Origin of the sequence: Planktophila turicensis (SeqCode), assembly GCF_965234405.1 — a bacterium.
GTDB classification, from domain to species: domain Bacteria; phylum Actinomycetota; class Actinomycetes; order Nanopelagicales; family Nanopelagicaceae; genus Planktophila; species Planktophila turicensis.
This window is the reverse complement of record NZ_OZ248346.1, coordinates 1187743-1212372: the sequence shown is the minus strand read 5'-3', so window position 1 is coordinate 1212372 and position 24630 is coordinate 1187743. Positions and strand designations below refer to the sequence as shown.

At 47.9% G+C, this 24630-nt stretch carries 24 protein-coding genes; 13 read left to right on the top strand and 11 right to left on the bottom strand.

Features of this window, described 5'->3' with window-relative positions:
- Genes AC8GFK_RS06300 through AC8GFK_RS06290 form a run of 3 tightly spaced genes read right to left on the bottom strand, consistent with a single transcriptional unit; the run spans position 1 to position 3052 of the window.
- Positions 1 to 849 carry an iron-sulfur binding domain-containing protein gene (locus AC8GFK_RS06300; protein WP_506625070.1) on the bottom strand — a complete coding sequence of 283 codons (849 nt, stop codon included), beginning with the start codon at positions 847 to 849 and terminating at the stop codon, positions 1 to 3.
- Complete coding sequence (radA, locus tag AC8GFK_RS06295; protein WP_506625069.1) at positions 849 to 2216, bottom strand: DNA repair protein RadA; 1368 nt, start codon at positions 2214 to 2216, stop codon at positions 849 to 851. The genes AC8GFK_RS06300 and radA overlap by 1 nt, the downstream gene beginning before the upstream one ends.
- Before the next feature lie 26 nt (positions 2217 to 2242).
- On the bottom strand, positions 2243 to 3052 hold the full coding sequence (locus tag AC8GFK_RS06290) for a DUF3109 family protein (protein ID WP_095674001.1): 810 nt from the start codon (positions 3050 to 3052) through the stop codon (positions 2243 to 2245).
- Between the two features lie 30 nt (positions 3053 to 3082).
- Between AC8GFK_RS06290 and proC the strand changes: the two genes are divergently transcribed.
- Both proC and AC8GFK_RS06280 read left to right on the top strand, forming a co-directional pair.
- Positions 3083 to 3883 (top strand): pyrroline-5-carboxylate reductase, encoded by an 801-nt coding sequence (gene proC, locus AC8GFK_RS06285; protein WP_506625068.1) that lies wholly within the window; start codon positions 3083 to 3085, stop codon positions 3881 to 3883.
- The gene (locus AC8GFK_RS06280; protein WP_506625067.1) at positions 3883 to 5067 is read left to right on the top strand and encodes a hypothetical protein; all 1185 of its coding nucleotides are present in this window, start codon (positions 3883 to 3885) and stop codon (positions 5065 to 5067) included. Before proC ends, AC8GFK_RS06280 begins: the two co-directional genes overlap by 1 nt.
- Here the strand turns inward: AC8GFK_RS06280 and AC8GFK_RS06275 are convergent.
- Complete coding sequence (locus AC8GFK_RS06275) at positions 5064 to 7439, bottom strand: fibronectin type III domain-containing protein (RefSeq protein ID WP_506625066.1); 2376 nt, start codon at positions 7437 to 7439, stop codon at positions 5064 to 5066. The two genes, AC8GFK_RS06280 and AC8GFK_RS06275, sit on opposite strands and share 4 nt — an antisense overlap.
- A 35-nt stretch (positions 7440 to 7474) precedes the next feature.
- Here AC8GFK_RS06275 and AC8GFK_RS06270 point away from each other — a divergent pair, with 35 nt between their 5' ends.
- A complete protein-coding gene (locus tag AC8GFK_RS06270; protein ID WP_095673997.1) occupies positions 7475 to 7720 on the top strand; it encodes a glutaredoxin family protein in 246 nt (81 codons plus the stop codon).
- On the opposite strand, the gene AC8GFK_RS06265 is transcribed toward AC8GFK_RS06270, so the two are convergent.
- The 4 genes from AC8GFK_RS06265 to AC8GFK_RS06250 all read right to left on the bottom strand — a co-directional run bounded on the left by AC8GFK_RS06265 (position 7683) and on the right by AC8GFK_RS06250 (position 13451).
- The gene (locus AC8GFK_RS06265) at positions 7683 to 9332 is read right to left on the bottom strand and encodes a DNA repair helicase XPB (protein WP_095673996.1); all 1650 of its coding nucleotides are present in this window, start codon (positions 9330 to 9332) and stop codon (positions 7683 to 7685) included. The two genes, AC8GFK_RS06270 and AC8GFK_RS06265, sit on opposite strands and share 38 nt — an antisense overlap.
- Positions 9329 to 10429: a M20/M25/M40 family metallo-hydrolase gene (locus AC8GFK_RS06260; RefSeq protein ID WP_506625065.1), complete on the bottom strand. Its 1101-nt coding sequence runs from the start codon at positions 10427 to 10429 to the stop codon at positions 9329 to 9331. Before AC8GFK_RS06260 ends, AC8GFK_RS06265 begins: the two co-directional genes overlap by 4 nt.
- A complete protein-coding gene (locus AC8GFK_RS06255) occupies positions 10426 to 12627 on the bottom strand; it encodes a helicase-associated domain-containing protein (protein WP_506625064.1) in 2202 nt (733 codons plus the stop codon). The genes AC8GFK_RS06260 and AC8GFK_RS06255 overlap by 4 nt, the downstream gene beginning before the upstream one ends.
- A gap of 62 nt (positions 12628 to 12689) precedes the next feature.
- The gene (locus AC8GFK_RS06250; protein WP_506625063.1) at positions 12690 to 13451 is read right to left on the bottom strand and encodes an HAD family hydrolase; all 762 of its coding nucleotides are present in this window, start codon (positions 13449 to 13451) and stop codon (positions 12690 to 12692) included.
- Positions 13452 to 13501: 50 nt separating this feature from the next.
- Here AC8GFK_RS06250 and AC8GFK_RS06245 point away from each other — a divergent pair, with 50 nt between their 5' ends.
- From AC8GFK_RS06245 to AC8GFK_RS06215, 7 genes are read left to right on the top strand one after another with little or no spacing between them, the layout of a single operon-like run.
- On the top strand, positions 13502 to 14122 hold the full coding sequence (locus AC8GFK_RS06245; RefSeq protein ID WP_095673993.1) for a histidine phosphatase family protein: 621 nt from the start codon (positions 13502 to 13504) through the stop codon (positions 14120 to 14122).
- A 1-nt stretch (position 14123) separates the two neighbouring features.
- Entirely contained in the window at positions 14124 to 14660 is a 537-nt protein-coding gene (locus AC8GFK_RS06240; RefSeq protein ID WP_506625062.1) for a TlpA family protein disulfide reductase, read from the top strand.
- Entirely contained in the window at positions 14657 to 15382 is a 726-nt protein-coding gene (locus AC8GFK_RS06235) for a cytochrome c biogenesis CcdA family protein (RefSeq protein ID WP_506625061.1), read from the top strand. Before AC8GFK_RS06240 ends, AC8GFK_RS06235 begins: the two co-directional genes overlap by 4 nt.
- Positions 15382 to 16845 carry a cytochrome c biogenesis protein ResB gene (gene resB / locus AC8GFK_RS06230; RefSeq protein WP_506625060.1) on the top strand — a complete coding sequence of 488 codons (1464 nt, stop codon included), beginning with the start codon at positions 15382 to 15384 and terminating at the stop codon, positions 16843 to 16845. The genes AC8GFK_RS06235 and resB overlap by 1 nt, the downstream gene beginning before the upstream one ends.
- Before the next feature lie 2 nt (positions 16846 to 16847).
- Positions 16848 to 17762, top strand: a complete 915-nt coding sequence (ccsB, locus tag AC8GFK_RS06225; RefSeq protein WP_506625059.1) for a c-type cytochrome biogenesis protein CcsB — start codon at positions 16848 to 16850, stop codon at positions 17760 to 17762.
- 14 nt (positions 17763 to 17776) lie between these two features.
- Positions 17777 to 18379 (top strand): hypothetical protein, encoded by a 603-nt coding sequence (locus AC8GFK_RS06220; protein ID WP_506625058.1) that lies wholly within the window; start codon positions 17777 to 17779, stop codon positions 18377 to 18379.
- Between the two features lie 14 nt (positions 18380 to 18393).
- Positions 18394 to 18987 carry a hypothetical protein gene (locus AC8GFK_RS06215; RefSeq protein WP_506625057.1) on the top strand — a complete coding sequence of 198 codons (594 nt, stop codon included), beginning with the start codon at positions 18394 to 18396 and terminating at the stop codon, positions 18985 to 18987.
- Here the strand turns inward: AC8GFK_RS06215 and AC8GFK_RS06210 are convergent.
- The 3 genes from AC8GFK_RS06210 to AC8GFK_RS06200 are packed head-to-tail and all read right to left on the bottom strand — an operon-like array spanning position 18973 to position 21186.
- On the bottom strand, positions 18973 to 19233 hold the full coding sequence (locus AC8GFK_RS06210; RefSeq protein ID WP_095673986.1) for a PLD nuclease N-terminal domain-containing protein: 261 nt from the start codon (positions 19231 to 19233) through the stop codon (positions 18973 to 18975). The genes AC8GFK_RS06215 and AC8GFK_RS06210 overlap by 15 nt on opposite strands.
- A gap of 17 nt (positions 19234 to 19250) precedes the next feature.
- Positions 19251 to 20096 carry a 1,4-dihydroxy-2-naphthoate polyprenyltransferase gene (locus tag AC8GFK_RS06205; RefSeq protein WP_506625791.1) on the bottom strand — a complete coding sequence of 282 codons (846 nt, stop codon included), beginning with the start codon at positions 20094 to 20096 and terminating at the stop codon, positions 19251 to 19253.
- A complete protein-coding gene (locus AC8GFK_RS06200; RefSeq protein WP_506625056.1) occupies positions 20092 to 21186 on the bottom strand; it encodes an AMP-binding protein in 1095 nt (364 codons plus the stop codon). Before AC8GFK_RS06200 ends, AC8GFK_RS06205 begins: the two co-directional genes overlap by 5 nt.
- Positions 21187 to 21227: 41 nt before the next feature.
- Here AC8GFK_RS06200 and menB point away from each other — a divergent pair, with 41 nt between their 5' ends.
- Genes menB through menD form a run of 3 tightly spaced genes read left to right on the top strand, consistent with a single transcriptional unit; the run spans position 21228 to position 24628 of the window.
- Positions 21228 to 22106 (top strand): 1,4-dihydroxy-2-naphthoyl-CoA synthase, encoded by an 879-nt coding sequence (menB, locus tag AC8GFK_RS06195; RefSeq protein WP_506625055.1) that lies wholly within the window; start codon positions 21228 to 21230, stop codon positions 22104 to 22106.
- A gap of 3 nt (positions 22107 to 22109) precedes the next feature.
- A complete protein-coding gene (locus AC8GFK_RS06190) occupies positions 22110 to 23054 on the top strand; it encodes an o-succinylbenzoate synthase (RefSeq protein WP_506625054.1) in 945 nt (314 codons plus the stop codon).
- The gene (menD, locus tag AC8GFK_RS06185) at positions 23012 to 24628 is read left to right on the top strand and encodes a 2-succinyl-5-enolpyruvyl-6-hydroxy-3-cyclohexene-1-carboxylic-acid synthase (protein ID WP_506625053.1); all 1617 of its coding nucleotides are present in this window, start codon (positions 23012 to 23014) and stop codon (positions 24626 to 24628) included. Before AC8GFK_RS06190 ends, menD begins: the two co-directional genes overlap by 43 nt.
- The last annotated feature ends 2 nt before the right edge of the window (positions 24629 to 24630 follow it).

Sequence of the window (24630 nt, the reverse complement as noted above, 5' to 3'; positions counted from 1 at the left end):
CTAGCTTCGCGGTAGAGAGAATTTTTCTTTACCGCGAAGTTCAATAAGCCCATCATCAAGCAGCGTTACTAACGCCTTCTCGAGCTGAGATGGAACATCCCATAACTGAGCTATCTGCGCTTTAGTCAGCACATCATTTTCACGAAGTGCTTGAACAACAGTTCCGCGACATTGGCGATCAGTGCCATGCCAACTCTGTGTGCGCTTTACAACATCTGACTTTGGATAATCAAGGCTGCGCCAGATGCAATCGTTTGCAACAGGGCAGATTCCACATTTAGGCGATTGTGAAGTACAGACAAGTGCACCGAGCTCCATTGTGGCCGCGGCCCACAAATGCGGGTCCTTCTTCGGAATCAGCGCTTCATAACGTGATTTCTCATCTTTAGTTGCCGACAACTTAGGTGTTTCTACTCCATCAATAATGCGCGCAAAGAGGCGGCGAATATTGATATCGAGAACAAGAGAACGACCCTCGAATGCGAAGGCAACCATTGCAGCGGCTGTGTACTCACCGATTCCTGGAAGTTTGCGCAGCTCAGACTCTTCACGCGGAATAACGCCTTTGTATTCAGATGTAATCACCTTGGCGCATTCATGTAAACGTAAAGCTCGACGGGGATAACCAAGACGGCCCCATGCAGTAATTACTTCGGCAGGTGTTGCTTTAGCTAGCTTTGCAGGAGTTGGCCAGCGTTTCATCCATTCGGTGTAAACCGGAAGAACTCGATTGACTGGTGTTTGTTGCAACATGAACTCAGAGACGAGAACACCCCATGTATCGGTCTTGCGCCATGGGAGATCACGTTTATTCTTCTTAAACCAAGAAATGATCTCTTTCTCGAGCATTATTCGCCGGTGATTTTTACTCGCTGCAGCGCTTGATCAAGTCTAGAAACTTCAACGATTTCCATTCCATCGATCTTTACATCAGAACCTGTTGGAACAAGGGCGCGCTTAAAGCCAAGGCGATATGCCTCAGCGAGGCGACGAGATACGCCGCTTACTTTGCGGATTTCACCCGCAAGTCCAACTTCACCGATGGCGACGAGATCTGCAGGAAGAGCTAAACCTTTTGCAGCAGATGCGACAGCGAGAGCGAGTGCTAAATCTGCAGCAGGTTCAGACATCTTCATTCCGCCGACAGTTGCGGCATAGACATCGCGACCACCGACGCGAATATGTGCGCGTAGTTCGAGGACAGCGAGAGTCATTGAAGTACGTGCTGAATCAAGGCCGCTAGTAACGCGACGGGCATTTCCGAAATCGTTTTCACGCCCCGCACTGACGAGCGCTTGAATTTCAGCAAGGAGCGGACGGCGACCTTCGAGAGTGACGGTGACGCAAGTTCCTGGCACTGGTTCGGCGTGACGGGATGTAAAGAGACCAGTGGGATCGAGAACGCTTTCGATTCCGGTATCGCTGAGATCGAAACACCCAACCTCATCGCTGGCGCCAAAACGGTTCTTAATGGCACGGATCAAACGAAGGCGCGAATGACGTTCGCCTTCAAATTGCAGAACAACATCGACGATATGTTCGAGAAGACGAGGGCCTGCAATAGATCCATCTTTGGTGACATGTCCGACTAACAAGAGAGTGATATCGCGGTCTTTACAGATGCGAATAAGTGCACCAGCAACTTCGCGCACCTGAGTTACTCCACCAGGTGAACCATCAGCAGTCGATGATCCGATAGTCTGCACAGAGTCGATAATCAAAAGTTCGGGTTTCACCGCATCGATATGTGCAATGACTGCACCTAAATCTGTTTCAGATGCCAGGAATAACTGAGGATCTACTGCGTTGATACGTTCTGCACGCAGACGAACTTGGGATGCTGATTCTTCGCCAGAGATATAGAGCGCAGGAATTCCTTTAGCTGCAGTTTGTGCCGCAACAGATAAGAGAAGAGTTGATTTACCAACACCAGGTTCGCCGGCGAGCAAGATTGCAGCACCTGGAACTAAGCCTCCACCAAGTACGCGATCGAGTTCAGAGACGCCGGTTGCGCGTGCACGGGCGGATGAGAGATCGACATCGCCGATAGGAGTTGCTTTAGAGGTAACAGAACCTGCAACGAGTGAGAGCTTCTTAGGAGCAGCTAACTCTTCGACAGATCCCCAAGCTTGGCATTCACCACAGCGGCCTACCCATTTCTGGGATGTCCAACCACATTCGGTACAGCGGAATGGATCCTTCTCAACCTTGGCCATAGTCGTAGGTTAGAGGAAGGAGCTGACTACTTGCCGGCGGCGATAGTTGCTGGGTGTTGAATAACGAAGAGCGGCAACGAGCGCGCCTGCGCATCGCGGATACCTTGGATACGGCGGTCGCAGTGTTCGGCCAGGATTGCATAGGCATCCTTACCCATCAACTGTGAAAGTTCAGCCTTATTTGAGATGTAGACAGGTTCGCTTCCGACATGTGCATCGGTATTGCTTGTGCAGTACCAATCGAAATCATCACCGCCATCGCCCCAACCAAGGCGTTCGTATTCGCCGATGACTGTTACTGAATATTCGCGCTCGCCGACTTCACGAGTTTCATAGCTACGTCGCAAAGGAAGTTGCCAACATACATCTGGCTTTGTATCTACAAAGTGAATGCCACGCTTCTGTGCGAGGTGGTGAAGTACGCAACCAAATGAACCAGTAAATCCTGGAGCTTCATAACCTTTGCGGTTAAGGAAGATGCAGGCATCGTTAACAGTACGAGTTTTGCGTTCTTTATCTTCATCTAAATCTGTGATGCGAAGTTGTCCGCCTGGTTTCTTTGGACGAGCTTCTTCATAGAACTGCCACATATCTGGCGTTAAATATTCTGCCGCTTTACGAGTGCGCTCTTCATCGGCCTCATCTGAGTACATCGCACCTTCTGTGCAACACCCATCATTGGGACGGTCCTTAAATACACCTTGGCAACCATCGCCGTAGATGCAGGTCCAGAAGGAGGTCAACCAGGTCAGATCACACTTAAAGATTTCTTCTTCATCATTTGGATCTGTGAATTCGACCCAGTCGCGAGCGAAACCTGGCTTTATCTCTGACATAGTCGCAGAGCCTACGCGTACTCTTTCACCATGGCTAATCAGATAGCAGTAGTTGGTGCGGGTGTAATGGGCGAAGCTTTCATTGCTGCCCTCATTCGTTCAGGTGTTCCTGCACCTTCAATTACCGCTGTTGTACGCCGCTCTGAAAGAGGCGAAGAGCTCGTTACAAAGTATGGAATATCAATTAAGCCTCTCGATGAAGCTTTGAAGACAAGTGATGTAGTAATGCTTGGTATCAAACCTCAGGGTCTTTCTGAACTCATTCCCGAGATTGCCCCACGCCTTCAAAGTGACGCCCTTGTTATCTCGCTGCTGGCAGGTAAGACAATTGCTGGTATTTCAGCTGGACTTAATAACCATGCCTCCATTGCGCGCGTGATGCCTAATACTCCAACGCTGATTGGCAAGGGGATGGCTGGGTATTCACTCAGTGCTGGCGTTACTGATGCACAGAAGAACTTTGTCGATTCAGTTCTTGCTGCAACCGGTAAAGCGATTGAGATTCCTGAAGATCTGCAGAACGCGCTCACCGGAACAAGTGGTTCAGGTCCTGCATATTTCTTTAGATTTGTTGAAGCCATGGTCGATGGTGCAGTTGCAATGGGTCTATCTCATGAAGATGCAACCACCCTAACCATTCAAACGATTGTCGGAGCAGCGGCCCTTCTCGATGAATCGGGCGATACGCCAACTCGACTTCGCGAAAAGGTGACAAGCCTTAAGGGTGCAACAGCTGAAGCGCTTGCTGTATTTGATGAGGCTGGAATTTCACAGATAGTTGCTGATGCAATGGCAGCATCTGCTCGTCGCGCTGGAGAACTCGCCCAATAATGAGACGTATTGCAATACTCCTCGTTCTTTTGCTGGTTGGAACAACGCCTGCGGTTGCAGCACCTAAATCAGTTGCACTAAAGAAGTTAACTATTGTGGCAACTGTTGCTGGCGCCGAAAAACTGGTTGTATCTGGAAAAACACTTGTCATAGTAAGCAATAGCGATGGCCCCAATACAAATATTCTCCTTACCGGGATGGATATCAAAGGTGTGCAGCTCTGGCAGAAGACCATTGATTCAGGAGCCGATGAAGTCGCACTCGCAACTGCTGTAGATCCGCTGGGAAATATCTGGCTTGCAGGTGCTGTATCCAGTATTACTGCGCCAGAGTCAGCAACTGCCGTCATTCAAGCTGAGAATCCAGATGGAGTCGTTGCTGAACCCACCACAAAACTTCGCGGTGATTTAAATATTCTCACTCTCTGGAAAGTTTCAGCTCTCGGTGAAGTCCTTGCTACATACTCATCTGCGCAACTTTCACCGCCATTGATCAATGCAATATCTGTAAATTCATCCGGAGTCTCTGTCGTCGGACAGTTGCAAGATAAGCCCTTCCTACTGAGTGCAAATAACGCAGGAACTTTTGGAAAATTACTTTCAATCGGTACCGCAAAGACACAGTTGAATGCAGTTGTTCGACATGGAGATGGTTCTATATCTGTATTTGGCAGTAGCGCTGAAACTCTTGGTGGGAAGAAGTTGGCAGGAGTTCGAGACGGAGTTCTCATTAAAGTCTCTAAGACTGGCGTTTTCGCTTCAGTAGTCAGAAGTTCAGCGCCTAAAGCAGATCGCTCTTGGCTTGCGGCAGATTCAACGCTTGCCCTGACTGGATATGTAAAGTCTGGCAAGGTTATTGAATCGGCATTTACCAAGTTCACTACAGCATTTGCTCCAACATGGACACTTCGCGTTCCATCGACAGGAAGCTCACTTGTTCAAAGCGCAGGAAGTACAACTTACGGAGCGCTGCAATCAAATTCAGTTGTTTCGGGAGTTACTGGTTGGAGGCCTACTGCTCCATCTCTCTTGCTTCTCTCATTTGATGCAAAGGGAGTTGTAACGAGTGCATCGGGATCGACTGAATTGACCGAAGCGCTCTCGCTCACTTATTCGAAAGATGTGGGGCTTGTTGGTTTAGCTAGAACAAGTGCTCAATCAGTGGCGATTTTTACAATCGCTTAAGGGCGAAACATTGAAAGCTGGCCTTTATATCCAGCCACTAAATAACGAACTCGATCGACAACAACCCATGCTGAATCAATTCCTTCTGGACGTTGCTCGGATGAAACTAATTTGATGACAGGCACTGCTCTCGCGCTGTCGAGAACACAGAGTCTCTGCTGGCAGTTGTAAGCAATGAAAGCTCCGTCGGTGTTGAGATATTTGCCGGGAACTCCATAGTTCTCGCTTGTGGCAACGCTCTGAGTTGGAATGCTCTGGATTGGGCTCCAACGAATTCGGTTTGGATTAGGCGCTGTGGCTGGAGAAGAGATTAGCCATGTCGCTTGTAAGCCGTTCAAGGTCTTGGCAATAGAGATATCAAAGCCAGTCATTGGGGTAGCGCTACCTGAAGAGTCGAGGTTGTAGTAGCTCCAAGCTTCGGCAGAGAGAGTATTTCGAGAGGCAACACGAACTTCACCAGAGGTTGCTTGCTTCTTCTGGTTGATCGTTAATACAGAGTCGTAGACAACGTAGGTCTTCTTGCCATCAAAGAGCGCCTTCAAGTGGAATGCAACATCGCCGGTACTGCGACCATCAGTCTTGCGATCGCCATCAACAAGTTCATAGCTCCACTTTGTTGAGCCCTTAACTTTTGTTGCACCTAAGAGAATTCCTTGGCTCTCATCACGATAGAAGACTTGAATGCCGCCGGCAGTTGCCACACATGCGTTAGAAACGCTGACATCACTTCCGGTTCGTACGCGAACAGGGTCCTTATAGTCATTTACCTGAACACCATTGCCATCAACAATTTCGTAGACAAATTTCTTGCCATCATATGTAGCATAGCGAAGGTCTCGGTCATCGCTTTCTGAGTAGAAGATATGGAGCAGTTGCTTCGTTCCAGATCCATTGACGCAGAGCGAGATTGTGCTGGTGATCTTAGATTTGGTCTTTCCTGATGTTCCGCCTGCGCCATCGACAGTTGTGCGCTTCCAAGACTTTCCATCCCAAGCCGCAATCTTCAAAATTCCGCTCTTGCTATCTGTATATGCAATAAGAGGTTTACCGTTGAAGGTAGTACTTGTGACATGACGCGCATCAGCTTTGTCATCAATCACAAAGCGTTTCCACCCAGCCTGCGGAGTAATTGGCGCCGTAATCACAGCATCTGAAGTTCCATTTGTATTGCTGGCAACGATGCTAAAGCTGTAGCTGGTGCCATTCTTAAGTCCAGTAAATGTGATGGGGGATTCTGTAGAGCTCTTCACTTGATCCGTCTTGAGATTGCGCACGGAATAACTAGTGATCTGCGCTGTTCGCGCATTAGCTGGTGGATCAAAGGTAACGATTGCTGAGCTGTCGGCGATAAGCGCTGTCGCATTACGAACAGTCTGTGGAATACCAACTGCAACGCCTACAGGTGGCTTACGGCGCAGGTCTTCCATCATCGCAAGCAGAAGGGTTCCGGGCTCTCTAAATATTTCACCCGCATCAAGATTGGGGGTCATGATCGAGTTAGCGCCAAGGTTTGCATACGTTGCTTCATCGAGATGGCTTACCGAAGAGCCTTCTTCATAACGAGCAGGTGTATACAAGATTGGTTTAGCTCCGCCATTAGCGGCCATACCCAACGGCCCTGCCCATACAAGTGTCGATGTAAGTGCTTTACCTAGTTCGATAGATGGAGATGGAAGGTCAGATAAACGACGGCCATCTGGAAGTTGCGCGTAGGCATCGTATGGAGTTGGTTGCTCGATAGTTCCGTAGCCAAAGAATTGATCATATGAATCGGTTGAGAGAAATCCGAGTCCATGGCCCATCTCGTGCAAGAAGACAGATTGAAGATCGTACTCATTGAGTTTTGGTGAACCATCTCCGCGAGTGTTCCACTGCGCCAATGAATTTACCTGAATAACCATCTCAGGATTTTCTGGTTCGAGATCTTTTCCGGCAAGAGCGTTGGCAAGTGCCGATGGATACCAAAGGCTCTGATCTGGTGCGCCATCGAAACCTGAGTAGTAATTACCAGGACGCGCACTTCCAAGAACTCCGTAGGAAGCAGAACGTCCCCAAGATGCATCGATAGTAATTTGTGGCGTCGATGCAAAGTTTGCTGACCAGATATCTACTGCAGCTTGAAAATCTCGCTTCGCCCATTCAGGAAAATTCTTATAGTTAACAACAAACTTTGATTTCTGTTCAAGGTAGGCGACCTTAGGTGGTCGAGTTTCGGCGACTCCGGTTGCCTTACCTGCATAGGTATAACCCCACACAGTTGATGGAGCGACTTTAAAATTTGATAGCGCAACTGATTGAGTTGGAAGAAGAAGTGAGGCGAGAAGGCCGAGAACAAGGGCAAAAGTGCTGCTCTTTCTCAATTGGCCTCTCATAGCGGGTAACGCTATCAGGGTGCGAGAATGCAGTCATGGTTACCGTTTACTCTCGCCACGGCTGTCACCTTTGTGAAGATGCTGTGAAAACCTTAGAGAGCATGCGCGAGGAACTCGCATTTGAGATTGAGATTATCTATATCGATGGAGATGCAGAACTCGAGAAGCTATATGGAAATGAAGTTCCGGTCATTCACATCAATGGCGAACACCACGACTTCTACAGAGTAGATCGAGAACGTTTTAGAACTTCCCTTGAAAAACATCGTCGGCATCAATAATTCGATATGAATAACCTTGCTCAGCAAGGAAGCGCTGGCGGTTCTGTGCAAAATCTTGATCGATAGTGTCGCGTGAAACAACTGAGTAGAACTTAGCTCCACGTCCATCTGCCTTTGGTCGCAAGATTCGTCCAAGGCGCTGCGCCTCTTCCTGACGAGAACCAAATGCACCGGAAACCTGAATCGCGATGGTTGCTTCAGGAAGATCGACAGAGAAGTTGGCAACCTTTGAAACAACAAGACAGGTAACTTCGCCAGTGCGGAATGCAGCAAATAGTCGCTCGCGTTCCTTCTGGGGCGTATCGCCCTTGATGAGTGGAACACCCAAAGTTTCAGAGAGATCATCGAGCTGATCAATGTACTGACCGATAACGAGCACTTGTTCATTTGCGTGGTGCGCAACTAGCTCTTCAACAACATTGCGCTTTGTGCGCGTAGTTGCGCAGAAGCGATAACGCTCTTCAGGTTCGGCTGTTGCATAGGAAAGACGCTCAGCCTCAGTGAGGTTGACGCGAACTTCAATACATTCAGCAGGTGCGATATATCCCTGCGCTTCGATCTCTTTCCAAGGCACATCAAAACGCTTTGGCCCAATGAGTGAGAAGACTTCGCCTTCCATTCCATCTTCGCGAACGAGAGTTGCAGTGAGCCCGAGGCGACGACGAGATTGAATATCAGCGGTAAAGCGGAAGATTGGCGCAGGAAGTAGGTGTACTTCGTCGTAAATAATCAGCCCCCAGTCATGGGTATCGAAGAGATCGAGGTGGGCGTAAACACCATTCTTCTTCTTAGTCATAACTTGGTATGTAGCAATAGTTACAGGGCGAATCTCTTTCTTCGATCCTGAATATTCGCCGATCTCATCTTCATTGAGAGTCGTGCGCTTCAAAAGTTCATCGCGCCACTGGCGAGCAGCAACAGTGTTCGTAACAAGAATGAGTGTTGTGGCTTTTGCATGTGCCATCGCAGCTGCGCCAACAATTGTCTTTCCGGCGCCACAGGGAAGAACTACTACGCCAGAACCACCATGCCAGAAACCTTCAGCTGCATGCTCTTGATATTGGCGAATCTTCCAACCATCTTCTTTCAGGGCAATGTCATGTGCTTGGCCATCTACATAACCGGCAAAATCTTCTGCAGGCCAACCAAGACGTAGGAGTGATTGTTTAATCTGTCCACGCTGGCTTGGATGAACAGCAATCGTTTCTTTATCAATGCGAACACCGAGAAGGGGTGCAATCTTCTTTGCGCGGATTACTTCTTCGAGCACGCCTGTATCGGTAGTAACAAGAATTAGTCCGTGGACTGGATCTGCTTCTAGACGGAGACGGCCATAACGAGACATGGTCTCGGCAACATCGACGAGCAATGAATGTGGAACTGCGTAACGTGAATATTTAATGAGTGTGTCGATAACGAGCTCAGCGTCATGGCCTGCAGCGCGTGCATTCCAGAGACCAAGGTTTGTTAAGCGATAGGTATGAATATGTTCTGGTGAACGCTCGAGTTCAGCAAAGGGAGCAATTGCGCGGCGACATTCAGTAGAGAGAACATGATCTACATCGAGAAGAAGAGTTTTATCGCTCTGGACAATCAGTGGTCCATCGGTCATGAGAGCAGATCCTTAATAAACGCGTGAAGGAAATCGCTACGTTCTTGCATAGTAGAGATACTGACCCATTCGTTAGGCGCATGTGCACCACCGCCTACTGCGCCGAGGCCATCAAGTACTTGTGCGCCAGCTGCTGCAGCGAAGTTTCCATCGCTTGCTCCGCCAACTTCAGCGCAGCCAAGTGGCTTCATTCCAATAGCTGCAGCAACTTTCTCTGCTCGTTCGTAGAGAACCTTAGTTGAAGTTGGTTGCAGCGGTGGGCGATTAAGTCCACCTGTAATTTCAAGGCGAGCCTTTGGATTTACTGCCTTAAAGTTTTTAATTGCCGCATCTACTCTCTCAAGTTCTGCTTGCGAGAATGAACGAGCATCAATATCGAGCACCGCTAAATCTGGAACTGTATTTGTTGTATTTCCAGAGTGAAGAAGAGTTGGGACAACAGTTGTTCCATGCTCTGCACTTTCCAGTGCAGCGAGTGCCAAAATCGCATGTGCAATTTCAGTTGTCGTGTTGACGCCCTTTTCAGGTTCGAGACCAGCATGTGCTGCCAGACCGTGAACCTTTATTTGATACATCGCAGTTCCCTTGCGACCAGTCTTTACCTTGCCATCAAGGGAAGCCTCAAGAACAAGAACCGCTTTCGCCTTTGCAGATAGCTCCTTGATGAGCGCCTTCGAAGCATGGCTTCCTGTCTCTTCATCAGTCGTTGCAACGAGCGCAACGGATCCTTCAATCCCCTTAAGTGCATAGAGCGCCTGAATAAATCCGGCCTTCATATCGAATGTTCCGGGACCACGGAGAACGTCGCCCTTAACTTCCCAAAGTGGTTGGTATGAACCATGTGGCCACACTGTGTCGAGGTGAGCAAGAACTAACACATCTGGTTGCTCTTCGCCCCACCAGAAGACAGGACGTCCTTCAATCTCTTTAATCTGCGCAGGAACACCAAGAACGCGTGTTGCGATATCGCTGGCTAAACGAACTACAGAGCGACAGGCCTCAATATCTTCAGTGGGGGATTCACACCGAACGAGTGCTTCTAGGGCTGCCAACATAGGCTCAAGTCTGCCGTATTCAGGTGCTTTCTCGCTCGTCATAACGCTGCAACCCCCGTAATACGCGCGATTCGGAAGGTCTGTACTTCACCGGTGGCGTGATCGCGCGCAATAAGTGAACCGGCAGATAATTTCAATGGATCAATGATTCTGTGTGAAACCAGACCATTGTTATCTGCATAACCAATAGAGAGTGATTTTGCAGGTTGGTTCTGCAAGTAATCACTTAATAGTTCGAGAGTTTCATTTGCTGTTGTGCGGGGAAGTGAACCAAGTGCTTCCGTTGCAATATTGCGCATGGTGCTCTGTTTACGACTTGATTTCTCGCCAGTGCGGAGTGCACGAAGTGCGCCTTCAATCTGAATCTCATCTGGTTTATCAATTTCACCAATGATGCGTGGTGGTCGCGCTTTAGTTTGTGCACGTTGGATACGAGGGCCACTAAGTAGCAAACCTCGTGAATCTTCGGCAGCTGGTAGATAGCCGCAACTACGTAATATGTTCATCGCCTCTGCTGCATCATGTCCACAGATAAGTACTTCAGGAGCAATCTTGCGTAGCCCAAGAATGTCTAGTCGTTTATCTCCGAGTATCTGAGTGATCAACGTGGCATCTTCGCAACGAATAAAGGAAGCAGTATTTCCAACACGTAATTTGCCGTGCTTCTTTGCAACATCTGCAATCAGATATTCCAGCGGTTGTGGCATCGGAGTCTTAGAGGTCTTGGCGAGGAATTTAGAAATCTCTTCGCCTGTTCGTCCGTGATCTAATCCGCGACGAATTGATCCTTCCGAGAATCTAAATACCGTTGCACCACCGCGAGATTCAACATCGGCAATAAGTGCAAGCTCTTGTGCGACTTCATGTTCAAGTGGACCCGGAGCAATCGCGGTGTTGTCGCTTTGAATAAGGATGTGATCAACAGCCTTAGGAAGGTCAGTATCAATGGTTGCGCTATCGCCGCCTTCGAGGAAATCAGCGCCATATGAAGATAAAACGCCCTGCCCAGTGATGCCAAGCCATTCTGCTTCGCGCAGAGTCCAGAGAACATAATCTTTCTGAAGCCCACCTGCGCGCTTTGCCGGCGCCAACCACTGAGCTGTAGCGAAGAGTGATTCAACATCAACGGCAACTTCTGAATTTTCTTGCAAGAGAGTGAGCACCAAACGACGAGTTGTTGCAGCTGAAGAGCGATCAAGCTCTGGCCCAAGCGAAGCAACGTTCTTGCTTCCTTCTTTTCCGACAAGACCTGAAAGACGGGAAGTGGTGAGCCAAGCGGATGCAAGGAATTGCCATTTAGTTGATGCGTTCTGCGTTAACCAAATATCAAATTGATGCGTTGGAAGAATCTTGTCATCAGGATCAATTGTGAGCAGACCCGATAAATATGCAACTTCTGCAACAAATGCAGTACATGACTCATCGACACCTAAGTGAAGTGAAAGTTCTTTAAGATCGCGGACGCCTAGACCACCAGAGCGAAGTGCTGTTGCAGGTTCTTGCGCCCAGAAGTTAAGAACTTCCTCAGTCCAACGTAAGAACGTGGTGATATTTGCGATTGCAGCAAGCTGCACATTGCGTTTGTCTCGCTTGCTTCCTGAAACTGGTGGTTGGGTGTTCTCAATTTCACGATGAACTTTATTTCCACGCAAATAGATTGCTACTTCACGTGGGAGAACAACGGTCTGCTGATTAAATGGAATTAAGAAACCTTCTTCGAGTAACCAGGCAACGCCAGCGCTTGGCTTCTTAATATCTGCAATAGATCCACGTGGAGGTCCCCAGACCATCGCATCGAGAACTTTCTTGGATGCAGCAGGTACTTCATCAAGTTTCTTTAACTTCAACTTTGACATCGATGCCGGACCAAGTCCAGCAACTTCATTTCCAAGAACTTCCTTGAGAGTCGTTGGCGTACGCAACCCATCTTTATCCTGATAAATAAGTCCCCGATCGATAAGCCTCGGAATAACAAATAGCGCTGATTTATCGGTAAGGGCAGCTACTTCCTTCTCTGTAAACGGCTCAGCAAGAACGGCGCAGACTTCAAGAACTTGGAGCTGCCACTTATTAAGTGCATCTACAGCTCGCGCAAGGCTTGGCGCAGATGATGCGCGCACTGCCAGGCTAGCCATATCGGGTGGAACTGGAGTTACAAGATCAGGGCGAAAGTTGAACATGGAAATTAACGCGGCATCATCGAGCCCGCGTAGATAGTCGGCGTAAGAGCGAATTTCCATAACCTGCCAACGATAGCCGTATGTGAGGTTGGCGCGCTAATTGAGTTTGGCGCCGAGGCGATTTAACGCTTGCGCGGAGTGAGCAGAGTAGCCAGCGCTGCGAGTCGACTTACAGCAGGCCCTAATAAGCGATTGATAAAACGTGCTCTGCGGAAATCGTGGATAGGCCAACCTTCAGCAAGTGCGCGGATACGTAAGACAGCATCAGGATTAATTGCACATGGATGGCCCACTGCTTGCAGCAATGGAATGTCATTGTGGCTATCTGAATATGAATAGCAATTCTCTAAATCGTAACCATGTACGCGCGCAAGATCTTGGATTGCAATCGCCTTTTCTGTGCCATGCAATAACTTTCCATCAAGAGTTCCGGTGTAAATGCCATTTTCAATCTGCGCTTTACTTCCAAGGGCGCCAGTTAATCCAAGGCGCTGAGCAATAATGTTTGCCATATCTTGAGGAGCCGCAGTAACCAGCCAGACTTCTTCGCCCTTATCTAAATGGGATTTAGCAATTTCAAATGTTCCTTGCCAAAGTTTGGGCGAAACAAACTCGTCATAGATTTCTTCGCCAATTTTTTTAATGTCATCAACAGCATGGCCACCAATAAAATCGGTTGCTGCATTTTGAAATTTCTCGATTACTTCCTTCTTTTCAGTACCTGTCATTCTGAATCTAATATTGGCGACAACAAATTTCGAGATATCGGCCTTGGTAAAGAAGCCGCGCTGATACATCCCTCTTCCAAGGAAGTAGAGAGTCGAACCTCGAACGAGGGTGTTATCTACATCGAAGAAGGCTGCCCGCGTTGAGGTGAGTGCCATGTCACTACCCTAGCGATAAGGCTAGTTTTACGACGCTTTATGCTTACGCCATGAGTTCCACAGTCCACGTCATCCGTCACGGAGAAGTCGAGAATCCCAACAAGATTCTTTATGGACGTCAGCCTGGTTGGAGACTTTCCAAGCGCGGACAAGAGATGGCTGAAGTAATTGGCGAATGGTCAAAGGGAGTAAATCTCGGTGCACTTCATGTTTCACCATTGCAGAGAGCACAAGAAACCGCGGCGCCTATAGCTCGTGCACATGGATTAGAAATTAAGACTGATGATCGATTGATTGAAGCTGCAAATATCTTTGAAGGAAAATCTTTTGAATTAGGTAGTGGAGTCCTCAAGCATCCATCTTCATGGCGCCATCTCTATAACCCATGGAAGCCATCATGGGGCGAACCATATGAAGAGCAAATCTCTCGCATGCTTGCCGCAATCTTTGAAGCAAATAAAGCAGCACAAGGAAAAGATGCAATCGTCGTATCTCACCAACTTCCGATTTGGATTCTTCGCAGCGCAATCGAAGGTCGCTCAATGTTGCACGATCCGCGTAAACGCGAATGCACACTTGCATCTGTTACCAGCGTTCACTTCGATGATGAAGGAATGATTTCAGGAACTTCGTACACCGAACCTGCCAAGCACTTGCTCCCACAAAAATAATATGAAGAAAATCGCGCTCGTACTCGCATCACTGTTATTACTTACAGGGTGCAGTAATGGCGGAGCTTCGAAAGCTGAAGAGAGCTTCATTGCCGGAAGCGGCGCAGTCACGAAGATAAAGATAGAAAATCGAATCGCAGCTCCAGCAATGTCTGGAATGACGCTAAGCGGCAAGAACTTCACATTCACCAAAGGCAAAGTTGCTGTCGTCAATGTCTGGGCGTCATGGTGTTCACCATGCCGCGCTGAAGAACCAACTCTCTCTGCTCTTTCGCAGAAGTACTCAGATGTTCAATTCATCGGAATCTTGACTCGAGATAACCCAGTAAATGCTGAGGCTTTTAACCGTAAACGGGGCACCCCATACCCAACGCTTATTGATGATTCGATTCTGAGCGGATTTAGAAAATCTCTACCGGCCAACGCAATTCCCACAACAGTGGTTATCGATCGAGACGGAAATGTTGCTTCACGAATTTCAGGTGTTGTCACCGTTGCATCTTTAAGCCAACTCATTGAAGAGGCGTTGGCGGAATGACAGATTTTGTAGTCAATACCTTGATGGATGGATTTCTTCTATCTGCATTCCCGATTGCAATTCTTGCAGGGCTGATCTCATTTGTTTCCCCTTGTGTTCTTCCGCTTGTTCCTGGATATGTTGCCTTTGCAGCGGGATTCTCTAAATCGCGTGGACGTATTTTCTTAGGCTCTCTTCTCTTCGTCTTCGGATTTAGCATCCTCTTTATCTCGTACGGCGCACTCTTTGGACAACTAGGTGCAGAGATTTCAAGCAATGAAGAAATGATTACGCGAGTACTTGGTCTACTCACCATTCTTATGGGCGTGATTTTCTTGGGGGCATTCCCGCTGATGCCAACTGTGAAGCCAAAAATTTCAACGCAAGGCGGTCTCATCGGCGCACCACTGTTGGGATTTCTCTTCGGAGTTGGCTGGACACCATGTATCGGACCAGCACTCGCCAGTGTTCAAGCCTTAGCTTTTCAAGAATCTAGCGCAGTCCGAGGCGCCGTTCTTTCACTCGGATATTGCATTGGACTTGGACTTCCCTTTATTGCTTCGGGCCTCTTCCTCGATAGGTCTGAGAAATTGCGAAAAGTCTTAGTAAAGAGCGGTGGGAAAATTTCAACAGTAGGTGGAGTACTTCTGATCATCATCGGAATTCTCCAACTCACCGGTCTATGGACTGACCTCATGATCGAGATGCGTTCTCTCATCTCTGAATTTGCTCCGGTGATTTAATGACAAAAGATATTGAAGTACCAGAGCTTGGGTTTGTAGCGCTCCTGCGCTATGCCTGGCGCCAATTAACAAGCATGCGCACAGCCCTGATTCTTCTCATGTTGCTAGGCGTTGCAGCGATTCCCGGTTCCTTGATTCCACAGAGAATCACTAACGCCATCGCTGTCCGCGATCTCTACCAAACGAACCCAGAACTGGCTAAGTGGTACGAGAGGTTCTCTCTCTTTGATGTCTATGGTTCGCCTTGGTTTAGCGCGATCTACATCCTCTTGTTCATCTCTCTTATCGGATGTGTATTGCCGCGAAGCTTTGAGCATTACAGAGCAATGCGCGCTCAACCTCCTGCAACTCCAAAGAATTTGTCACGTCTTGAGCATTATCAAGAAATCACATCAGATAGCGAAACGCTTGAAGCCGCAGAGAGATGGTTTAAGAAGAACCGTTTCCGAATTCGTATTGAAGAGAACGCAATCTCTGCCGAGAAGGGTTTCTTACGTGAAACCGGAAACCTGCTCTTCCATTTCTCATTAATTCTCATTTTGATTGGCGTCAGCTTTGGCTCACTCTTTGGCATGAGAGGTGAAGCAATTGTTAATGTGGGCGAACGCTTCATTAGCGTCCCAACTTCCTATGACACTCTCGCATTTGGAAAGCTCGCAGGAGATTCTTCACTCGAGCCATTTGAAATCAAGGTAGATAAATTTGTAGCTCAATACAATCCAAAGACAAACGCTCCCGAGGATTACACAGCCTGGCTAACTGTTACTTATCAAGGTAAGACCGAGAAGAAAACAATTAAAGTTAATAAGCCACTTACCTTTGCAAATACTCGTGTGTATTTACAGGCAAATGGATACAGCCCAGTTGTTACCGTCAGAGATTCATTGGGCTTTGTCGCCTTTCAAGGCCCCGTTCCATTCTTGCCACAAGATGGAAACCTGCGATCTATTGGTGCAATCAAGGTTCCTGATGCCGATCCGCAGATTGGATTCGTCGGATCTTTCGTTCCAACCAATGCCCGCACTACTGATCAAGGCGCGGTTTCTATATTTCCGGAACTGCTCGACCCAAAGTTGCTCTTCTCTATCTGGAAGGGTGATTTAGGGCTCGACACAGGAATTCCACAATCTGTCTACAAGATTGATACAACTGACTTGCAGCAGATTGGCTTAGGTTCTGTGAAACCTGGTGAAACATTTAACTATGCAGAGGGTTCCATCACACTTGAAACAGTTGTTCCTTGGATCAACCTTCAAGTGGTGAAAGATCCCGGCAAGAGTTATGCGCTCATCGGAGGTATTGTTGCAGTCCTAGGTCTTCTCTCTTCACTCTATGGACGTCGTCGCCGAATCTGGATTCGCATTACGTCACAAGGAGCAGAAGTAGCAGGATTGGCAAAGAACAGTGCACCTGGTCTCGAAGATGAGATTGAAAGATTTGTTAACGCGTTAAGGAGAGATTAGCGATGCAGACCACTTGGGCGTACATCTCAAATAACTTTGTTTATTCGGCGATGGCAGTCTTTGCCATTTCTTTCGTAGCTCATGCCTTCGAAACCGCCTTTGCAGTGCGCGCACCAGAAGTTGCTGATTCAACTTCGGGCAATCTCCTAAATAAGACTTTGGATTACAAGCGCACTGAACGTGCAGCCAGAATCGCTACCGCGATGATGATCCTTGGATTTGTACTTCTTCTCGCTGGAGTAGTCGCCCGAGGAATTTCTGCGAAGCATGTTCCTTGGGGAAATATGTATGAATTTTCCATCACAGGTGCACTTGCATTTACAGGAACATATTTGGGCGCACTGCGTAAATATGATCTTCGCTGGCTAGGGCTCTTTGTTTCACTGGGCGTTCTTCTCACACTTGGAACTGCAATCACTTTGCTATACCGAAATAGCGCACCACTTGTTCCTGCCCTTAAATCGACATGGCTAGTTATCCACGTCGTTGCAGCAATCATCTCTGGTGGAGTCTTCTTGCTCGCAAATGTTGTTGCTGGCGCCTATCTCTATCTCGAACGTGCTGAGCGACTTGGCGCACGCCCTGTTTGGCTTCGCCGAGTTCCATCTATTGAAGTTCTTGATCAACTTTCTTATCGCCTTGTTGCATTCGTCTTTCCACTCTGGACCTTCTCAGTTATCGCTGGCGCCATCTGGGCAGAGAGCGCATGGGGACGTTACTGGGGCTGGGATCCAAAAGAGACATGGGCATTTATTACTTGGGTTGCATATGCCGCATATCTTCACGCACGAGTAACTGTTGGCTGGCGCGGTCGTCGCGCTGCCTGGCTCTGCATCTTTGCAGGGTCAACATTCCTCTTTAACTATGTCTATGTAAATGTCTGGGGCACCGGAAAACATACATATTCAGGTCTCTAGGAATTTAGAAAAATATGTTTTCAGCAGAACTCCTTGGCCTCATCGCAGGTGGCTTGGGAATGTTCTTTGGTCTCCCACAAGCTCTACGAGTAAGAAAACTTGGCCACGGTCGTGGAGTAAGTCTGATCTCGTGGATGTTGCAATTCGGCGTTGCAACTTCATGGGCTGCATATGGTTTCGATATTGATTCGCCTTCTGTTCTACTCACAAACGTTGGAGCAGGAATAGTTAACGCAACTGTTATCTGGGCGATTATCCAAAATCGATTGAAATCAATTGTAATTTTGACGAGCTACGTTGCCGTACTAGCAACCCTTGTTCTAGTTTTACCTTCGATTTTGGTATCAGCCCTTCTGATCGCACTCGTCTTTGCACAATCTCCTCAGGTATATAAGTCCTATAGGAATATTGAGGGTGGAAAAGATTCGGCTGTTTCGGTAGTGGCACTTAGCGTGAGCTCTTTTAGTATTTTTCTCTGGTTTATCTATGCAATTATGATTTCGGATACGCTCATCAAAGTGAGTACAACGATTTCTTTTACTACAAACGTAGCAATTATCGTGCTGGAGCTGATTGGAAAACGACGTAGAGGAAAACCTACATATTCGGGGATTTAAAGTAGTATCGAGACATGCTTTCAACTGAATTCTTTGGATTTATTGGGGGCGTGCTCAGTATATTTTTCGGCCTTCCTCAAGCGTTACGGATTCGTCGTTTAGGCCATGGCAGGGGTCTTAGTTTAATTTCTTGGCTTCTTCAATTAGGAGTAGCTACATCGTGGGCCGCTTATGGCTTTGATAAAAACTCGCCCTCATTGCTGGCGACAAATGTGGCGGCTGGATTAATTAATGCCAGTGTTGTGTGGGTAATTATTCATAATCGAGTGAAATCTATTCTGACCATCACGACACTGGTGGCAATAGTCGCAGGGCTCGTGCTTACTCTTCCCGCATCAATTGCTTCAGTTCTTCTCATCTCTCTTGTCTTTGCACAAACACCACAGGTCTACAAATCCTATAAAAATATTAAAATTGGGAAAGATTCCGCCGTTTCGGTGCTGGCCATGAGTGTCAGCGCTTTGAGTGGAATTTTCTGGATTACTTATGCTGTGTTAATTAACGATGCGCTGCTTGTCCTATGTAATGCAATTGTGCTTGCAAATAATATTGCAATTATTGCCTTGGAAATTATAGGTAAACGCTCGCGCGCTTTAAAGACCTCGTAAGAAATCAGGATCGTCATCCGGCGGCAGGATGCGCTTCTTGCCCGGTTTAGGACCTTTTGGCCCACGGATTCTTCCAATTGTTAAGTAAGCAATCGGGCCGAAAATTCCAGTGAAGAGAATTGCTAAGAGCCAACCCCACTTAGGTAGCTTCTTAATCTGAGTCTCATCGCGCATTGCGCAATCGACAAATGTGTAGAGAGTTAAAGCAAGTGAAAGTAGTACGAGAAACCCTTGAACTTTAATCATGGTCGAATTCTACTTCCTTAAAATGAAAGCGCGAGAGCGAAGGTAAGGCCAAAGTGCAGCTGCAGTTGGCCAGTTCTGCCCAAAAGCGGGATGAGATCTGCACCCTTTGCTCCAGCGAGGACTTCTTTAGCAATCGCGTAAGCCTGTGGCGCAGTCGTGAGCGTCAGTAACGCTAAAGGATGACCTGTGAAAACAGGGAAGATATAGGCAGAGATAAGAAGTAGAACGAAGAACTTGCGAGAGTTCTTATCTCCAAGTTTTACAGCAAGAGTCTTCTTACCAACTTCTTGATCGCCTGGAATATCGCGAATGTTATTGATGGCAAGCAGGGCGCAAGAAAGAGATCCCATTGGAATGGATGCAGCGAAGGCCGCCAGAGTTATATCTAGAGTTTGAACATAGTAAGTACCAACTGTTGCAACCACTCCGAAGAATATGAATACAGAAAGTTCACCGAAGCCACGATAGCCATAAGGAGTATGTCCACCTGTGTAACCCCAAGCAGCCAGTACTGAAGCAAGACCTACGAGGATGATCCACCATGATGAAAGCGAGGCAAGAGCTAAGCCAGCAATGCACGCTACGAGGAATGAAAGTTGTGCAGCACGTTTTACTGATGCGGCAGATGCAAGCCCTGATGCAGTGAGGCGAGTTGGACCAACGCGATTGTCATCGGTTCCGCGAATTCCATCGGAGTAATCATTTGAGTAATTCACTGCGATTTGAAGCGAGAGGCTGACAATGAGAGCGAGTAACGCCTGAAGCGGTTTCCACTCTCTTCCTACAAGTACGGTGGCAACAACGACTGGAGCCACAGCTGCTGGAAGTGTGCGCGGGCGTGCTCCTAGAATCCAAATATTAATTCGGTGCCTCCATATATAGATCCGTTAACTTCTTGCGATCCACTTTACCAATTCCAATGAGTGGAAGCTCAGGAAGATGCAGGTACCCCTTTGGTTTGCTGAATTCACCGAACTTTTCACCGAGGTACTGGGCTACTTCATCCTCAGACGGAAAACCATCGCCTGCAATAGCAACGTGCAGCGCCTGTCCCCATTTTGAATCTGTCACTGCGAATGCTGCAAAAGTCTTATGAGGAAAATGGGCGTGTAGCGAAGATTCGATGGCGCTCAGTGAGATGTTCTCTCCTCCAGAGATGATGACATCATCGCTTCTACCTTCAACTATCAGTTTCTCATTCTCAATTCGGCCGAGGTCAGAAGAATGAAACCAACCATCTTTGCATTGCGTATCCCAGAGAGCTTCAGCCCCGAGATAGGTATGAGCAAGAACGGTTCCCTTAATTGCAATTCGCTTCTCGGAAGTAATTGAAATCTCGACACCATCGAGTGGGATTCCGTTATAGACACATCCACCTGAGGTTTCAGTCATTCCGTAAGTCACAACAACGTTAATTCCAGCGCTCTCTGCTTGTAGATGAAGTTCAGTTGTGAGTGCTGCGCCGCCGACAAGAACAGCTTTAGCTTCAACGAGATGCTTGAGAAGTTGCGCGTCCCCATTGAGTGCCTTAAATAGTTGTGTCGGAACAATCGCGGTGAAGTCAGCACGCGGATAGTCGCCTTGGTGGTTACGGAGATCAATTGGCTCTGTACCTAATTCAAGTGCGCGAACCAGAACATTGATTCCGGCGATATGAGTGAGTGGCAATAAGAGCGACCAAGAATTTCCAAACTCTGCTCCGAGCGCCTTATTTGATGCGCGAGCTGATGAGAGAAGTGCAGATGCTGAAAGCCCGACCTCTTTAGATGTGCCAGAACTTCCAGTTGTCGAGACAACGGCGCTGATGCGCGCAGGGACTTGGGTCAGTTCGGTGTTACCAAAAGCGAGAGCCGGCCCATCAGATACCAAGGCCTTGGCGATACGAGCCATCGATTCGCTGACTGTCCATTCGGGATTAGCCGAGCGAAGTTCTCGTTGTGCGTTCTGCTCCATTGCCCGCGTAGGCTATCGCTCGTAGACCAAATGGAGGAATCGTGAGCAAGCCTATTAAGCGTGATTTTGGTGACCGTTCTATCCCAGCATGGGTGACAGGTCGCGGTGGTGAGTCATTTACAGATATCACTTATGAAGTTGCTGATGGCATTGCAAAGATCACTATCAATCGTCCAGAAGTGCGTAATGCATTCCGTCCACAAACAATTATTGAATTGAAATCAGCTTTTGATTTAGCTCGTGACAATGCAGAAGTTGGCGTCATCATCCTTACAGGTAAAGGTGATGAAGCATTCTGTTCTGGCGGCGATATCAGCGTCCGTGGAGACGATGGTTATCTCGGCGATGATTCACTTGCACAGCAAGGTGTTGGTCGCCTCAATGTTCTAGATCTTCAGGTACAAATTCGCCGCACACCAAAACCAGTTGTTGCAATGATCGCTGGTTGGGCCATCGGCGGAGGACATGTACTTCACGTAGTCTGCGATCTCTCTATCGCTGCTGACAATGCCAAGTTTGGTCAGACCGGGCCAATGGTTGGTTCATTCGATGGCGGTTACGGTTCAGGACTTCTTGCAGCTTCTGTCGGCCAGAAGAAGGCTCGCGAAATTTGGTTCCTCACTCGTCAATACGATGCGCAAGAAGCGCTTTCAATGGGACTTGTTAACACTGTCGTTCCACTCAAGGAACTTGAAGCTGAAACAGTTTCTTGGTGCCGCGAGATGTTGCAGAACTCTCCGATGGCACTTCGCCTATTGAAGGCATCTATGAATGCTGCAGATGATGGACTCGCAGGAGTTCAGCAGCTCGCAGGAGATGCCACTCTTCTCTTTTATTTATCTGAAGAAGGCCAAGAAGGCCGCGATGCTTACAAAGAGAAGCGCAAGCCTGACTTTGGAAAGTTTCCCAAGCGTCCCTAATTTATGGATCAATCTCTGCTCGACACAATGCGCGTAGTTGCGCTGCCTGCAAGAACAAACTTTCGTGGGATTAACGTTCGAGAAGTTGCTTTATTTCAAGGCCAATATGGTTGGGGCGAATTCTCACCATTTCTTGAATACGGATATGAAGAGTGCGCTCCCTGGTTGGCGTCTGCAATTGAAGCAGCCACGAAGCCTCGCCCGAAGCTCTATCGCAATTCAGTAAGAGTAAACGGAACAATTCCCGCATTAAAAAGTTCAGCAGATATCGAACGTATCGTTGATTCTTTTCCTGGAGTACAAACTTTTAAAGTAAAAGTAGGCGATAACCTGCCTGAAGATATTGCACGCCTTGCAAAGGTGAGATCTCTGCGCCCGAAGGCAAAGCTACGCATTGATGTGAATGGAAATTGGTCCGTCCAAGAAGCAGTAACCAACCTTCGCGCCATCTACGAAAACATTGGCCCTCTTGAGTATGCAGAGCAACCATGTGCGACTGTAGAAGAACTACGAGAGCTCAAAGAGAAACTAGTTGTTGATATTCGCATCGCGGGGGATGAGGTTCTACGCAAGGCAGCAGATCCATTTGCCGTTGATCTCAGCGGTGCAATTGATGTGTTGATGCTTAAGGTGCAACCTCTTGGTGGAATTTCTCGTGCACATAAGTTGGCCGAACATCACAAACTGCCCGTAGTTGTTTCAAGTGCACTCGAAAGCGCTGTCGGAATCAATTACGGATTACAACTCGCAGCATCTTTTCCAGAGATGAACTTTGATTGTGGTTTAGGAACAGGCTCACTCCTTGCTGCCGACATTGCAACCTTGCCTATCGTTGATGGCGAAATTGAAATCACAGATGTTGAGCCTGAGTTCAGTGGATATGAAGTGGCACCGGATCGTTACGAATGGTGGAAGAATCGCGTTATGAAGACAGCGGAGCTCTTGTGATCAATCCATCCACTCTGCTCGCTCGCGTCATTGTCCGCCAGATTGTTGAAGCCGGTGTGACCGATGTAGTTATTTCACCAGGCTCACGAAATGCGCCCCTTTCAATCGCTTTTCATCAAGCAAGCGTTAAAGGACTTATCAATCTTCACGTTCGCATCGACGAACGAACAGCTGCATTCTTCGCACTCGGTATCGCTAAAGCATCGGGACGTCCCGTGCCAATCGTCTGCACCAGCGGAACTGCGGCAGCTAATTACCATCCAGCAGTTCTTGAGGCCTCACATACAAACGCGCCACTTCTAGTTCTCACTGCCGACCGCCCAGCATCTATGCGCAAGACAGGTGCAAACCAAACTACTGAACAAGCCCGCATCTTCGGAAAAGCAGTGCGCTACTTCGCAGATATTTCAGGCAGCGTTTATCCGATGGAGCTTCCATTTAACTCATTGCAAAGTGGACCCGTCCATCTCAATATTCAATTTGAAGAACCACTCATTGGCGATAAGAGCGACAACTGGCTCAACGATTTAACTATTGCTTCTCCTAAAGTTTTTGATCGCAAAGCTCCGGGAATTTTCTACACGAAATCAACTCGTGGAGTTCTTGCCATAGGTCACGACCGTGGCGGGCTCAGTGTTGATGCAGTAAAAGATTTCGCTGAAAAACTGGGTTGGCCTGTTATCGCTGAAGACCCACTCACATTTGAGAACGCAGCCTCACATGCCAGCGTCTTCCTTACTTCAAGGACCATCGCAGATGATTTAGCTCCAGATACCGTTGTGGTAATTGGCAGAACAACTCTTTCTCGTTCCATTAATGCATTTATCAAGATGGCACGTAAGCAGATTGTTATCGATCCACGTATGGCGACGGTTGATACCGATCGCATGGCAGATCAGAAATTCACTCAGCTACCCGTTGTTGAAGTGCAACCAGCTGATGCCGAATATGCCGATAAGTGGAAGAAGTACTCACTTCGCGCATCAAAGCTCGTAAGCGATATTTCCACATGGTCAGAACAACTCATTGCTCGCGAAATTGCAGCAGGCGTCCCAACTGGAACATCGCTCTTTATCTCTTCTTCTCGCCCAATCCGCGACCTTGAAGGATTTGCTGTCGCCCGCTCTGGCGTTGAAACCTTTGCCAACCGTGGGTTAGCGGGCATCGATGGAAATATCTCAACCGCTCTCGGAATCGCTTCACAACGTAAAGAAACCATTGCTGTACTTGGCGATCTTGGCTTCTTGCATGATCTGACTGGCCTTATTCATAAAGAGAAGATCAACTTGAAGATTCTGGTCATCAATAACGATGGCGGTGGAATTTTCTCAACGCTGTCACAGCGCGGAGTAGACGGCTTTGAAGAAGTATTCGGAACTCCACACGGGCTTGATCCAGCAGCAATTGCTCAATCTATGGGCATCCCCGCAAAGACCATTGGAAGCCAGAAAGAGCTCATCACAGAACTTTCACGTCCGGTTCAAGGTGTCAGCGTTGTAGTCGTCAATGTGCCAAACCGCGAAGCGAATGCAGATTTCCTCAAAGGAATTTATAACAGCGTCTCTTCGATGTAACT